The organism is Streptomyces sp. NPDC051555, from assembly GCF_044454405.1.
Lineage (GTDB): Bacteria > Actinomycetota > Actinomycetes > Streptomycetales > Streptomycetaceae > Streptomyces.
Window position 1 is genome coordinate 43,031 of the sequence record NZ_JBITDP010000004.1, and the last position, 13,489, is coordinate 56,519.

At 70.9% G+C, this 13,489-nt stretch carries 14 protein-coding genes; 13 read left to right on the top strand and 1 reads right to left on the bottom strand.

The features are described 5' to 3' along the window. The first annotated feature begins 79 nt into the window (after positions 1-79). Positions 80-721, top strand: coding sequence for a ScbR family autoregulator-binding transcription factor (locus ACIBEA_RS11255; protein ID WP_399259582.1), 642 nt, complete (start codon positions 80-82; stop codon positions 719-721). A 77-nt stretch (positions 722-798) separates the two neighbouring features. Here ACIBEA_RS11255 and ACIBEA_RS11260 read toward each other — a convergent pair whose 3' ends face one another. After that, positions 799-1,497 carry a TetR family transcriptional regulator gene (locus ACIBEA_RS11260; protein WP_399259583.1) on the bottom strand — a complete coding sequence of 233 codons (699 nt, stop codon included), beginning with the start codon at positions 1,495-1,497 and terminating at the stop codon, positions 799-801. A gap of 158 nt (positions 1,498-1,655) precedes the next feature. Here ACIBEA_RS11260 and ACIBEA_RS11265 point away from each other — a divergent pair, with 158 nt between their 5' ends. The 12 genes from ACIBEA_RS11265 to ACIBEA_RS11320 all read left to right on the top strand — a co-directional run bounded on the left by ACIBEA_RS11265 (position 1,656) and on the right by ACIBEA_RS11320 (position 13,489). Then, positions 1,656-2,537, top strand: a complete 882-nt coding sequence (locus ACIBEA_RS11265) for a helix-turn-helix domain-containing protein (RefSeq protein WP_399259584.1) — start codon at positions 1,656-1,658, stop codon at positions 2,535-2,537. Between the two features lie 18 nt (positions 2,538-2,555). Next, positions 2,556-3,413 carry an MBL fold metallo-hydrolase gene (locus tag ACIBEA_RS11270; RefSeq protein ID WP_399259585.1) on the top strand — a complete coding sequence of 286 codons (858 nt, stop codon included), beginning with the start codon at positions 2,556-2,558 and terminating at the stop codon, positions 3,411-3,413. 179 nt (positions 3,414-3,592) lie between these two features. Next, a complete protein-coding gene (locus ACIBEA_RS11275; protein WP_399259586.1) occupies positions 3,593-4,237 on the top strand; it encodes an AAA family ATPase in 645 nt (214 codons plus the stop codon). Positions 4,238-4,354: 117 nt separating this feature from the next. Continuing rightward, positions 4,355-5,149, top strand: coding sequence for an AAA family ATPase (locus ACIBEA_RS11280; RefSeq protein ID WP_385775246.1), 795 nt, complete (start codon positions 4,355-4,357; stop codon positions 5,147-5,149). Positions 5,150-5,187: 38 nt separating this feature from the next. Further along, complete coding sequence (locus ACIBEA_RS11285; protein ID WP_399259587.1) at positions 5,188-6,675, top strand: MFS transporter; 1,488 nt, start codon at positions 5,188-5,190, stop codon at positions 6,673-6,675. 213 nt (positions 6,676-6,888) lie between these two features. Continuing rightward, positions 6,889-7,641 carry an HAD family hydrolase gene (locus ACIBEA_RS11290; RefSeq protein ID WP_399259588.1) on the top strand — a complete coding sequence of 251 codons (753 nt, stop codon included), beginning with the start codon at positions 6,889-6,891 and terminating at the stop codon, positions 7,639-7,641. Continuing rightward, positions 7,638-8,987 (top strand): long-chain fatty acid--CoA ligase, encoded by a 1,350-nt coding sequence (locus ACIBEA_RS11295; RefSeq protein ID WP_354379835.1) that lies wholly within the window; start codon positions 7,638-7,640, stop codon positions 8,985-8,987. Before ACIBEA_RS11290 ends, ACIBEA_RS11295 begins: the two co-directional genes overlap by 4 nt. Next, a complete protein-coding gene (locus ACIBEA_RS11300) occupies positions 8,984-9,745 on the top strand; it encodes an SDR family NAD(P)-dependent oxidoreductase (RefSeq protein WP_399259589.1) in 762 nt (253 codons plus the stop codon). The genes ACIBEA_RS11295 and ACIBEA_RS11300 overlap by 4 nt, the downstream gene beginning before the upstream one ends. After that, a complete protein-coding gene (locus ACIBEA_RS11305) occupies positions 9,739-10,023 on the top strand; it encodes an acyl carrier protein (protein WP_330332185.1) in 285 nt (94 codons plus the stop codon). The genes ACIBEA_RS11300 and ACIBEA_RS11305 overlap by 7 nt, the downstream gene beginning before the upstream one ends. Before the next feature lies 1 nt (position 10,024). Then, positions 10,025-11,092 carry an AvrD family protein gene (locus ACIBEA_RS11310; protein ID WP_399259590.1) on the top strand — a complete coding sequence of 356 codons (1,068 nt, stop codon included), beginning with the start codon at positions 10,025-10,027 and terminating at the stop codon, positions 11,090-11,092. Positions 11,093-11,225: 133 nt separating this feature from the next. Beyond that, complete coding sequence (locus ACIBEA_RS11315) at positions 11,226-11,966, top strand: AAA family ATPase (protein WP_399259591.1); 741 nt, start codon at positions 11,226-11,228, stop codon at positions 11,964-11,966. After that, positions 11,963-13,489: an MFS transporter gene (locus ACIBEA_RS11320; RefSeq protein WP_399259592.1), complete on the top strand. Its 1,527-nt coding sequence runs from the start codon at positions 11,963-11,965 to the stop codon at positions 13,487-13,489. Before ACIBEA_RS11315 ends, ACIBEA_RS11320 begins: the two co-directional genes overlap by 4 nt.

Sequence of the window (13,489 nt, forward strand, 5' to 3'; positions counted from 1 at the left end):
CGCTGGCATAACATAGAGGGCGTTCGTTTTTTTGCGAGGGGTGCTCGCACCATCCGACCCAGGCGCAAGTGGAGTGATCGTGTCGCAGGCCAGGCAAGCCCGAGCCATCCGGACCCGAGAGAAGATCCTCCGGGCTGCCGCCGAAGTGTTCGACGAACACGGTTTCTCCGGCGCCAGCATGAACAAGATCGTGCGCACCGCGGACACCACCATGGGCGCGATGTACTTCCACTTCGCCTCCAAGGAGGAGATCGCGAAGGCGGTGATGGCCGAGCAGGCCACCGACCTGTCCTTCACCGAGGGTGAGGACGGCCTGCAGCGGCTGATCTACATCAACCTCGAAGTGGCCCACCAGATGCGCACCAATGTGCTGTTCCGGGCCGGTGTGCGGCTCGCGGTGGAGCAGGGCGAGTTCGGCATGCGGGACGCGGCCCCGTACCGGCTGTGGATCGACCTCTTCCGCGGGCAGCTCGAAGCGGCCCGGCAGCGGGGGGAGTTGCTGCCCGGCGTGGACGTCGACGACTTCGCCGAGGTGCTCGTCGGGGCCTACACGGGAACCCAGTTGATGTCGAACATCACCACCGGTCGGGAGAACCTCATAGGGCGGATCAGCGCCCTGTGGGGATACCTGCTGCCCTCCATCGCGGCTCCCGCGGTGATCTCCGGTCTGGACCTGACGGGCGCCGCGCGCGTCGAGGGGCAGGACGCGGCCAAGGTCTGAGCGGGCCCGCGATCCCCGGGAGCCGGCCGCCCCGAGCGGCCGGAGCCGGTGCCGGACCCGTCCATCCAGGGGTGTTTTCAGGCCACCGAGGGATCCTTGCCGGGTGACGAGGGCCCCGGGGCCCTGCTGTCAGACCCGGAGGAAACGGAAGTACGGGAGATTCCTGACCACAGAACCTCCCACACTTCGGCCAGCCGGCCCCGCACGCTCCACGCGTTTCCCGCGGGCGACTCGTACTGCCGCTGCGCGGACACCTCCAGACTGGAGACGAGGCAGGCGACGAGCACCCCGACGATTTCGGGGTCGGCGCCCGGCCCGCGCTCCAACTCGCCGCCGCGGTGGGCCCGGTCCAGCAGTGCACGCACGGCCGGGGTCCAGGAGTCGTACCAGTCGGCCGTCACCGGCAGCTCGCGCGAGAGCCGCGCGGCGGCCCGGACGACGGGTTGTTTTTCCAGCAGACGCGCGAGCGTCTGTGTCACCTCGGTGAGCGCCTCCAGCGCCGAACCGCCCGGACCGGTGGACCCGGCGGCCTCCTCGACGGCGTCGGCGGTCAGGTCGTGACCCCGCTCGCACACCGCCTCGGCCAGGTCGTTCTTCGCCGGGAAGTGGAAGGTCAGGGCGCCGATGGTGGCCATCGCCGACCTGCTGATCCGGGTGAGCGAGGTGCCCGAGTAACCCCTTCGGGCGAACTCGTCCCCCGCCGCCTCGATGAGGAGGTTGCGGGTCCGGCCCGCCCTCTCCTGCTTCGTACCCGCACGTACGTGGTGTGTCGTCATGGCTGGTCCCTTGGTGGACGGTGTCCGGCGTCGTTCCGGCCCCCCGGCCGTGCCCTGCCTACGTAGCATCCCAGAAAAACAAAGCGAGTACTCTCTATGGTGTAGAAAAAAGAGCGAGCGTTCTCTACGCTTACCGGGGAGTGAGGAGGAGATGCACGATGACTCGTAACGCACCGCGGCTCGTGGACCCGAAACTCGCCGAACTGGGACACTTCCTCGCCGAGCGCCGGGCCGAGGTCACCCCCCAGCAGGTCGGACTCCCCGGCGGAGCGGCCCGCCGGGTGCCAGGACTGCGTCGCGAGGAGGTCGCGATGCTCGCCGGCATCGGGGCCTCCTGGTACGCCTGGATCGAACAGGGCCGCGCCAAGAACGTCTCCCCGGAGATCCTCGGCGCCATCGCCCGGGTGCTCCGGCTCGACGAGGCCCAGCGCCTCTACGCCATGCGGCTGGCCGGCTACGCGGCCGTCGGTCGCCCCCGACGCTGTGCCGACGACGACCTGCCGCTGCTGCTCCAGGTCGTCGACGGCTTCCTCCCCAGCCCCGCCTACGTGCTGGACCACTGCTGGGACGTCACCGCCGCCAACGCCACCGCGACCCGACTGCTCGGCCTCGGCGGCGACCGCTCCAACTACCTGCGCACGCTCTTCCTCGACCCCGCCGCCCGCGACCGCTTCCCCCAGTGGGACCAGGAGGCCGCCGCGGCCGTCGCCGCCTTCCGCGCCCAGGGCGGCGAGCTGCTCGCCGATGCCCGACTCGGCGCGCTGGTGCGCGAACTCACCGAACACAGCCCGGTGTTCGCCGCCCTCTGGGCCCGCCACCGGGTCGCCGACCGGGCCGACGGGGCCCAGCGACTGCGCCACCCCGACCTGGGCGAGCTGGAGTTCACCAAGGTCTCGCTGTGCGTCAACGGTCGGGCCGGACTCCAACTGGTCCTGCTCAGCCCGCAGTACGGAACCGCCGAGTTAACCGAGCAATGGGCTGCCTCCGGGCGGTCCGACGCGCTGACCCGCCCCCTGGGCGGGCGCGGCGCCACCGTCTGAGAAGAGGACCGATCCGCCATGACGACCGCCACCCGGTGGAACACCCCGGCCACCGCGCCGCGCACCCTGCGCTTCGGTGAGCACACCGTCACCTGGCTGCCCGACGGGTTCGTGCAGCTCGACCCCCGCCGCTGGCTCCCCGACACCACGGACGCGGACTGGGCCGGCGAGAACGCCGAACTCCTGGACCCCGAAGGCTTCTTGGCGGCCTCCATCGGCGCCCTCCTGATCCAGCACGGCGACCGCGCGATGCTCGTGGACGCGGGCTTCGGCCCCCACGACATCCCCGCCGCGCACACCCACCCCGCGCTCGGCGCCCTCGTCGGCGGGCAACTCCCCGCGGCCCTCGAAGCCGTCGGAGTGGACCCCGCCGCCGTCGAACTGATCGCCTTCAGCCACCTCCACGACGACCACTTCGGCTGGGCCTTCCGCCCCGGCCAGGGCCTCGCCTCCCCCTTCGTGAACGCGTCCTTCGCTGCTTCGGCCGCCGAATGGGCCAACTGGGCCCAGCCCACGGCCGGTTCGCCCCGGGTGCGGACCGTCGAGGACGGCGAGGAGATCTTCCCCGGGGTCACCGCCCGGCTGACCCCCGGACACACCGGCGGACACACCTCCTACGTGCTCTCCTCCGGCGAGCGCCGACTGATCGCCTTCGGCGACGTCTTCCACACGCCCGCCCAGTTCCCCCGCCCCGACTGGCGGGTGGCGATGGACTCGCTGCCCGAGCGCGGGGTCGACTCCCGGCGCGAGCTGCTCGCCGAGCTGGCCCGCCCCGGCACCATCGCCTTCGCCAACCACTTCTCCGATGTGGTCTTCGGGCGGCTCGGCGACAATTCCGGTACCCCTTGCTGGGAACCTTTGGCAGAATTTTCCTGAAAAACGGCGCGGCACTTGCAGATCTTCCGTCCCGGCTTCAGAATTCATGGAGCCGGGGCTTTCTGTGTGTGCCAGCCGGCTCTTCGCCCTGCCCCGCCTATTGGTGTTGGCAACAGGTGTCGTGCTCATAGCAGCAAGAGAGGCTGGGAAATAGCCCGGGCTGCTGAAATGATTTCTGCATGAGCCAGAGAATCGCCATTGTCGGCGCCTACGGATCTGGAAAGACCCTCCTCTCCGAGGCCCTCTCCGAAGTGACCGGACTTCCCTACACCCAGGGCACCGCCATGCGGGAGCCCATCGGTGGGGAGGGAAAGCACATCTGGAACTGGACCGAGGGTGAGCTGCTCCAGCTGACCGTGAAGCGCTACGCCGAGCGCACCCTCAACGAAGCGGCCCACCCGGCCGGCTTCATCAGTGACGGATCGATCATCCACGAGTGGGTGTTCGCCAAGCTCCGCCTGGTCCTGGGCCCGAATCCGGGCACCGAGCAGTCGGTCGACAGCCGCTTCCGCGGCGAGGTCACCGCGGCCTACGAGGACGTCGCCGACCACATCGGCAGGCTCGCGGTGCGGCACGCGAAGACCGCGTACGACGCCTTCTACCACCTGCCGATCGAATTCCCGCTGGACGAGGACAACCGTCCCATCAACGACATCTTCCGCAAGTTGTCGGACGAGGTCCTGCTGCCCGCCCTCGCGGACACCGGAATTCCGATCCACACGATCACCGGAACTCCCGCCGAGCGGCTCCAGCAGATCATCGAGATCAGTGGCCTGCCGACCGTCGTGGACATCGACAAGGCGCTCGCGTCCGTCCAGAAGTAATACCGCGCGAAATGCGCACCCACGCTCGAAAGCGGACACGCTCCTTCGGAAAGTAGCTCCACTCGGCTCCACTCAGCTCCACTCACCCCAGGCGCCACCAGAGAAAGGTCACCGAAAATGCAGCTCGAGGTTCCCAAGTGGGGCGACAAGCCCGATCTCAAACTGGCGATATCCGGCACCTACTCGTCCGGCAAGTCGACCACCACGGAAGCCCTCTCCATCGCGACCGGCATCCCCCGGACGCACGCCAAGACCTCCCGTGAGCTGCTGGTCGACCTCGTCCCGGGCAAGACGGTGATGGAGCTCAACGCCATGGAGCTGGTCAAGCTGGGCCTGCGCCGCTACGAGGAGCGCCTCGTCAACGAGGCCGGCACCGGCGCGTTCATCTCCGACGGCGGCGTCTTCCACGAGTGGGTGTACTTCGAGGCCCGCATGCGGGTCGGCATCAACCCCGGCATGCCGTGGTGGTTCCAGACGATCAAGAAGTCCCTGGGCGTGGTCTCGAAGGGCTTCTACCAGAAGTACACGGACACCCTCGGGGACATACAGAAGGACCGCGCCAAGCGGTCCTACGACGCCTACGTCCACCTGCCCGTCGAGTTCGACATGGACCGCGACGGCCACCGCCCGGTCTCCGAGGAGTTCCGTCGGCTCTCCGACGACCTGCTCATCGGCGCGCTGGACGAGATCAAGATCCCGTACCGCGTCGTGGGCGGCCCGATCCCGCAGCGCATCGAGAAGATCGTCGAGATCTTCGAGCTGCCGATCGTCGTCCCGATCAAGGAGGCCATCGAGGAGGCGGAGCGCCGCGTGGCCGCCGACATCTCGGACCTCCAGAGCAACCTCGCGTACATGGAAGCCATGCGGAAGAAGTCCTTCGGCAAGCGGCTCGCGTACGCCTTCCGTTACTGATCCCCCCGTCCTTGACCGTCCGACCGGAAGGAAATGGCGTGCCCACCAGCGTGCAGGCCAAGCCGCGTCGTCTCGGAGCGATTCTCGGCCTGCTGGCCTTCGCCCAGATGATCATCGCGATCGACTACAACATCATGTTCGTGGCCCTGCCCGACATCGGCAGCGACCTCGGATTCTCCGCCCAGAACCTGCAGTGGGTGATCTCGGCCTACTCGGTCGCCTTCGGCGGCTTCCTGCTGCTCGGCGGACGTGCCACCGACCTCTTCGGTCGCAAGAACATGTTCCTCTTCGGCCTCTTCCTCTACGCGGCCTCCTCGATCGCCGGTGGCCTGGCCACCGACTCGTGGCTGCTGGTCGCGGCCCGCGTGGTCCAGGGCCTCGGCGGCGCGTTCCTCGCACCCGCCACCCTCTCCCTGGTCACGACGCTCTTCGCCGAGGGCACCGAGCGCAACCGGGCCCTCGCGGTCTGGGGCGGCGCCGGCGGCTTCGGCATGGTGCTCGGCGCCATCCTCGGCGGCATCCTGACCGACGCCTTCGGCTGGCAGGCCGTCATGTGGGTCAACGTCCTGTGCGCCGGTGCGGCCATGGCCTACGGCATCAGCGCCCTGCCCACCACGGCGAAGACCAACTCCAGCGGCTTCGACCTCCCCGGCGCCGTCACCGGCACCGTGGCCTCCACGCTGCTCGTCTTCACCCTGGTCAACGGCCCCGAGGTGGGCTGGGGTTCGGCCACCACCATCGGCAGCCTGATCGCCACGGTGGTCATGTTCGCCATCTTCCTCACCATCGAGTCGAAGACCCGCGCCCCGATGATGCCGCTGCGGCTCTTCACCAACCGCAACGTCTCCGTCGGCACCACGATCACCTTCCTCTTCATGGCGACCTTCGGTGCCTACGCCTACTTCCTCACCCAGTACTGGCAGGTCGTCCAGGGCTACAGCGCCTGGGCCACCGGCTTCGCCTTCCTGCTCCCCTCCGGCTGCGTCCTGATCGGAACCGTGGCCGCCGGGAAGCTGATGAACTCCTACGGCGCCCGCAAGACCCTGCTGATCGCCCTCACGGTCGGCCTGGTGGGTACCGTCGCCCTCGCCCTGACGCTGACCCAGGACAGCTCGTACGCGGTCATCGCCGCACCGCTGGTCGTCCTCTCACTCGGCCAGGGCGTCATCTTCACCGCCATGTTCGCCGCCTCCACCACCGGCGTCGCGGACGAGGACCAGGGCATCGGCTCGGGCGTCGCCCAGACCGGCCAGCAGATCGGCGGCGCCGTCGGCCTCGCGGTCCTCATCGCCATCGCGGCCTCCGCCGCGGGCGGCGACGGGGCCACCGACCCGGCCCTGCTCACCGACGGGATCCTGGCCGCGACCTGGGCCACCGCCGCGGGCATCGCGCTGACCTTCCTGGCCACGCTCGGCCTCAAGAAGCCCTCCGCCACCCAGGTGGCCGAGGCAGCCGCCGCACCGGCCGAACAGGTCACCGCGGCGGACCCGATCACGGTGGCGGCCCCCGTCACCGAGCGCGTCTGACGCATCCACCCCCGCTGCGTCCGGCGCCCCGCGCGCGGCTCCCTCCTCCCAACTTCCCCCGTGGGGGAGGGGGTCGCCCGCACGGACCGCACCACCGCACCACCGCACCACCGCGCACCCGCACCACCGCACCCGCACCCGCACCACCGCACGGAGAGATCGCTTACCGAAGCCCACGCACCGCACCATCCCGGCCGGAAGTGGAGAGACGCAGTGAACGGCTACCGCACCGCATTCTTCGACGTGGACGGCACTCTCACGACCGCCCCGAGCATGTTCCGCTTCCTGCGCCACTACCTCGCCGCGCTGGGCAACCCGCCGCACGAGTACACCAGCCGCCGCCGCGAGTTGAAGGCGATGAACCAGGTCGGCTGCCCCCGTACGGTCACCAACCGCGCCTACTTCGCCAACCTCGAAGGCGCCTTCGCCGCCGAGGTCTCCTTCCGCGCCGAGGACTGGTTCCGCGACGAACTGCGCTCCGGCACCTTCTTCCACGAACACGGCGTCGCCGCCCTGCGGCGCCACCAGGACGACGGCGCCCGGATCGTCCTGGTCTCCGGCTCCTTCCCCGCCGTCCTCGACCCGATCGCCGAGCACCTCGGCGCCGACGAGGTCTGGTGCACCGAACCCGACATCGCCTGGGGCCGGTACACGGGCCGGCTCACCCGGCCCCCGATGCTCGCCGAGGCCAAGGCCGAGGTGGTCCGGGCCGTCGCGGCCCGCCACCGCACCACGCCGGCCGAGTGCATCGCGTACGGGGACCACATGTCCGACCTGCCGATGCTCAGGGCCGTCGGGTCCGCGGTGGTCGTCGGCGGCGACAAGGTGCTGCGCACCCACGCACGTATCCACGGGTGGTCCCTGCTGCCCGCCGCGCCGGTCCCCCCGGCGCTCGACCTGCCGCAGTGGCACAGCGACCGGCACACGGCCGCTCACGACGAGGTGAAAGAGGTGGAAAGCGTATGACGTCATGGTTCTTCGACCGGATGCGGAGCTTCGGTGAGGCCGATGCCATCGTCTTCAACGGTGTGAGTTACAGCTACGCCCAGCTGGCCAGGCTGACCGGCGAGTGGGAGAGATTCCTCGACCGGGGCGGCGTCCACGCCGGCCAGGTCGTGGCCCTGGAGGGCGTCAGCAGCGTCGAGGCCTGTGCGGGCCTCCTCGCCCTGATCGAGCGCGGCGCGATCATCGTCCCGATGACCCCGCTGCCGCCCGCCAAGCGGGCCGAGTTCCACGAGGTCGCCGAGGTGGAGACGGTCATCACGATCGACTCCCAGCAGTGGCGCCGCAGCATCGAGATCACCGGCCGCTCCTCCGAGCACGAGCTGTACGACCAGCTCCGCACGGACGGCGTCCCCGGACTGGTCCTCTTCAGCTCCGGCACCACCGGCCGCAGCAAGGCCAGCGTCCTCGACTTCTCCAAGGTCCTGTCCAAGTACGGCCCCCCGACCCGCCCCCGGCGCACCCTCGGGTTCCTCAACCTGGACCACATCGGCGGCATCAACACCCTGCTGCACACCCTCAGCCAGGGCGGCGCCCTCGTCACGATCGACGAGCGGACCCCGGACAAGGTCTGCGCGGCCATCGAGTCCAATGCCATCCAGATCCTGCCCACCACCCCGACGTTCCTCAACATGTTGCTGATCTCCCGGGCCTACGAGCGGCACGACCTGTCCTCGCTCCAGCTGGTCAGCTACGGCACCGAGCCCATGCCGGAAGGCACCCTGACCCGGCTGGGCCAGGCCCTGCCGCAGATCCGGCTCAAGCAGACCTACGGCCTGTCCGAGCTGGGCATCATGCCCACCAAGTCCCGCGACGACGGCAGCCTGTGGGTCAAGCTGGGCGGCGAGGGGTTCTCGTACCGCATCGAGGACGGGATCCTGTGGATCCGCTCCGACATGGCGATGCTCGGCTACCTCAACGCGCCGGCGCCCTTCGACGACGACGGCTTCTTCAACACCCAGGACGCCGTGGAGACGGACGGGGACTACGTCCGGATCCTGGGCCGCAAGTCCGAGCTCATCAACGTCGCGGGGGAGAAGGTCTACCCCAGCGAGGTCGAGAACGTCCTGCTGGAGCTGGACTACGTCGCCGACGCCGTCGTCTCGGGCCGCCCGAGCCACGTCACCGGACAGGTCGTCAAGGCCATCGTCCGCCTCATCGCACCGGTCGAGGACGAGCGGGCGACCGCCCGGCGCATCCGCGAGTACTGCGCCCAGCGCCTGGAGGCCTTCAAGGTTCCGGTGGTGGTCGAGGTGACCACGGCGGACACGCACTCCGACCGGTTCAAGAAGATCCGGAGCGCCGTGTGAGCACGCAGCCCACACCGCCCACCGACGAGCCCGGGGACGGGCGGGTCGCCGTCGTCAGCGGCGGCAGCCGGGGCCTGGGCCGGGCGCTGACGGAGCGGCTGCTCGCCGCGGGCTGGCGGGTCGCCACCTTCAGCCGCAAGCCCAACGAGTTCACCGAGGAGAAGGCCGCGGCCCTGCCCGAGACCTTCCTGTGGCAGTCGGTGGACCTCCACGAGACCGCGCAGATCCGGCAGTTCACCAAGGCGGTCCAGGGCCGCTTCGGCCGGGTCGACCTCCTCGTGAACAACGCGGGAGTGCTCCACCAGGAGCTGTTCCTCACCCTCGCCCCCCAGCGGGTCGACGACCTGCTGGCGGCGAACCTGACCGCCCCCGTGCACCTCACCCAGGCGTGCGCCCGGCTGATGATGCGCGGCGGCGGATCCATCGTGAACATCTCGTCCATCAACGCCATCCGCGGCTACCGCGGGGTCGCCGTCTACGCGGCGGCCAAGGCGGGCCTGGAGGGGTTCGGCCGGGCACTCGCCCGGGAGCTGGGGCCCGTGGGCATCAGGGTCAACACCGTGACCCCCGGGTTCTTCGACAGCGAGCTGACCTCGGACGTCACCGAGCGGAACCGGGAAAAGATCCAGCACCGGACTCCGCTGGGCCGGCTCGGCAGCGCGGAGGAGATCGCCGACGCGGTCCTCTACCTCGCCTCTTCACAAGCACGTTTCATCACCGGTCAGTCATTGGTCATCGACGGAGGAATCACATGCTGAACGAGCAGAACATCCAGCAGATCATCGAGCGCGAGATCCAGTCCGTGGTCCTCAGCTCGGAGGAGGAAGAGGTATCGCTGGACGACGAGCTGCTCAAGTCCGGGGTGAACTCGCTGATGCTCGCCCAGCTGCTGATCCAGCTGGAGACCGAGCTGGGCGTCGACCCCTTCGCCGCGGACCTGTCCATCACGGAGATACGGACGCTGCGCGAGCTGGTCGGCGCGTACGAGGCGGCCCTCGAGCGTGCGGCCTCGGCCGGTGCGACGGCGGGTGCGTGACGTGTCCGCCGCGACCGAGACAGAAACTCCCCGGAAGCTGTTCCTGAAGGCCGTCGACGACTACCTCGGTCCCGCCGAGGGCCGCTTCTTCTCCCGCGGCTACCAGCGGGCCGAGTACCTCGTCCGCGACCTCGTCTCCACCCCGGTCACCATCGAACGGCCGGGCATCCGGGCCACCGTGGACGTCAGTTACCCGGCCGACTGGTCCCGCAAGAAGAACGGCACGGACCTGCGCCCCCACCTCAGCACGGTGGACGCACTGGTCCTGGGCGTGCAGCTCGCCGAGCTGCACCTGGTCCACGCCTACGGACTGACCGGCGACGCCCGCAGCACCATGCGGCTGCGCAAGGTGGTCCTGCGGGCCGGCGGAGCGCCGCAGGAGGACCTGCTGCGGATCCCCGCCTCCTCGCGCCTGGTGCGCACCGACGACGTCCCCGGGGTCCCGGGGCGGCGGCTGTCCGTCCACGACGGCGCGGTCGGCGAGCTGCGGGTGCGCTGCGAGATCGAGCACGACGAGGGAGTACGGGCCGAGAGCGAGGCCGCCTTCCACAGCCTGGACGAGGGCCTCGGCGAGGGCGCGCGGCGCTTCTACGGCGACGGCTTCAAGCGCCGGCGCCACGTCATCCGTGACGTGGTGGTCGACATGGAGGAGCTGGGCGCCACCGCCGGGGTGCACTTCGTCCCCGGTGCCAACGAGGGCCCGGGCGGGCCCGGAGCGCTGGGCGTCGACGCGGCCACCGAACCCTCGGTCTCGCTCGTGGACGCCTTCGTGGTCAACCTCCAGCTGGTCCAGGTGCTCATGTACGAGCTGGACCAGGTGAACCGGGCCGCGAGCAACACCCTGTGGATGATGCAGACCGTGCTCACCGCGGCGGACACGGCCCTGCCGTTGCCGACCCGCGGGGACGAGGCGCAGACCGCCTCGGCACGGCTGACGGCGAAGCGGCTGCTGCCGCTGCGCGGCGGGGTGTGGCGCAGCGTGGACATCGAGGCGGGCCTCGGCGGAGTCGGCGTGCGCGCCTCGTTCGCGCACGAACTCCCGGCCGAGGCCGCGGCCTCGGCCAGCTGAGCGGCCCCGCGGGCGGCTGACCGGTCCCCTCGGCCGGTCGGCCGCCCCGGCCCCCGGGCGCGGGGGCGCCGCCGACCCGGACCCCCGCGCCCCACCCCGGCCACCGAACCGAACACCACCAAAGGAGACACCGATGCGGCTGTCCGTGTCCGGTACCTATTCCGCGGGGAAGACCTCCACGGCCACCGCCCTCGCCTCCTACACCGGTCTCGCCTTCGCCCCCGCCCGACCCATCCGGGAGATACTGCCCGACGCCGTGCCCGGCAAGGCGCTCGCCGAGGTGACGCCCGCCGAGTACATCCAGCTCGCCGTGCGCCGGCACGTCGGCCGGGTGCAGAACGAAGCTCGGCTCGGGGCGCGGGGCGCCGGATTCGTGTCCGACGGCTCCTCGCTCCAGGAGTGGATCTACGCGGCCGCCCGCGTCCGCTTCGGGATGGACCCCGCCGCTCCCGCCGCCACCGCGCCGGCCACCGCGGCCATGGGGTTCTTCGCCGAGGCCGTCGACCAGCTCGGCCACGCGATGCGCCAGCACGTGAAGGAGACCTACGACGGCTTCGTGCACCTGCGGGCCACCGCCGCGGCGGTGGGGCCCGGCGGGCACCGCCGGATGCACCCCGACTTCCGCGCGTTCTGCGACGACATGCTGCTGCGGGCGCTGGAGGACCTCGACGTCGACTACCACGTGGTCGAGGGCACCCGCCCGGAGCGGCTGGAGAAGATCGTCGAGCTGTTCGGGCTGCCCGTCGTGCGCTCCGCCGACGAGGCGATCGAGCTGGCGGCCCGCGCCTACGAGGCCATCGACTGGCGGCTGGAGGGCGAACGCGCACAGAGCGCCGCCTCCCTGGTCGCCGCGGCCGCGGGAGGGACCAAGTGAGCGCCTCGACCCCCCAGCCCACCCAGCCCATCGAAGCCGCCCCCTACGCGCGGCGCTGGCTGATGCTGCCCGTCGTGCTGGCCGCGCTCTTCATGGCCCAGTTCGACCTCTACGTCGTCAACGTCGCGGCCCCCACCCTCCAGCGGGAGCTGGGCGCCGGACCGGTCGCCCTCGAACTCATCGTCGCCGGCTACGCCTTCACCTACGCCAGCGGTCTGATCACCGGCGGCCGGCTCGGCGACCTCTTCGGCTCCCGCGTGATGTTCCTCGGCGGGGCCCTCGCCTTCACCCTCGCCTCGCTGCTCTGCGGGATCGCCCAGAGCCCCGGCCAGCTCGTCACGGCCCGCCTGCTCCAGGGCGTGACCGGCGCGGCCATGGTGCCGCAGGTGCTCGCGCTGATCACCGGGGTGTTCAGCCCGGCCGAACGACCGCGCGCGCTGGCCTGGTTCGGCTTCACCGTCGGCGTCGGCGCGGTCGCCGGTCAGGTGCTCGGCGGGATGCTGCTCCAGGCGGGCTCCGACGGGATCGGCTGGCGCGCGATCTTCCTGGTCAACGTGCCCGCCGGGCTGCTGACCTTCCTGCTCGCCCGCCGGCTGGTGCCGAAGCGGGCCGCCGGGGCCGGTCCGCGGGGCGGGCTCGACCCCGTCGGGGCGATCGGGATCCCGGCCGGGCTCGCGCTGGCGCTCGTACCGATGATGCTCGGCGGGGCCGAGGGCTGGCCGCTGTGGACCTGGCTGTGCCTGGCCGCCGCCGTGCCCGTGCTCCTGGGGACCTTCGGGTGGGAGCGGGCCCTGGCCCGCCGGGGCGGGCGGCCGCTGCTCGACCTCTCGCTCTTCAGGATCCGCTCCTTCCACCGCGGTCTGGTGGTCAGCGGGGCGGTCTTCGGAGCGTTCTTCAGCTTCATGTTCGCGCTGACGCTGGTGCTCCAGTCCGGCCTCGGGCTGAGCCCGCTGGCCGCCGGCTTCTCCTTCGCCCCGCTCGGCCTCGCCTTCGCCGGGGCCTCCATGGCCGCGCGCCGGATCCCGCCCGCGCGGGCCGCCCGTACGGTCCTGGGCGGCACGCTGGTCGCCGCCGCCGGACTGGTCGTGCTGCTGGGCGAACTCACCTGGGCCGCCGACCGGATCAGCGCCCTGCGGCTGCTGCTGCCGATGGTCCTCATCGGCCTCGGCAACGGCCTCGCCGTGCCCGCCCTGACCGGCGCGGTGCTCACCGGAGTCGGGCCCGGCCAGGCCGGGTCCGCCGCCGGGGTGCTCACCACGGCCCAGCAGTTCGCCAGCGCGGCCGGAGTGGCCCTGCTCGGCTCCGTCTTCTTCTCGGTGCTCGGCTCCGGGGAGGGACCCAGCGCCTACGCGATCGCGCTGCGCTGGGTCGCCGGGATCGGACTGGTCCTGGTGCTGGTCGCGGCCGCCGCGAGCCGGGCGCTGCCCCGTCCGGAGGACGAGACCGGGGCCGAGACCGGGGCCGGAGCCGCGACCGAGGACCCGCACGTCAAGGACCCGTCGAAGATTCTGGGGAAGGTGTGA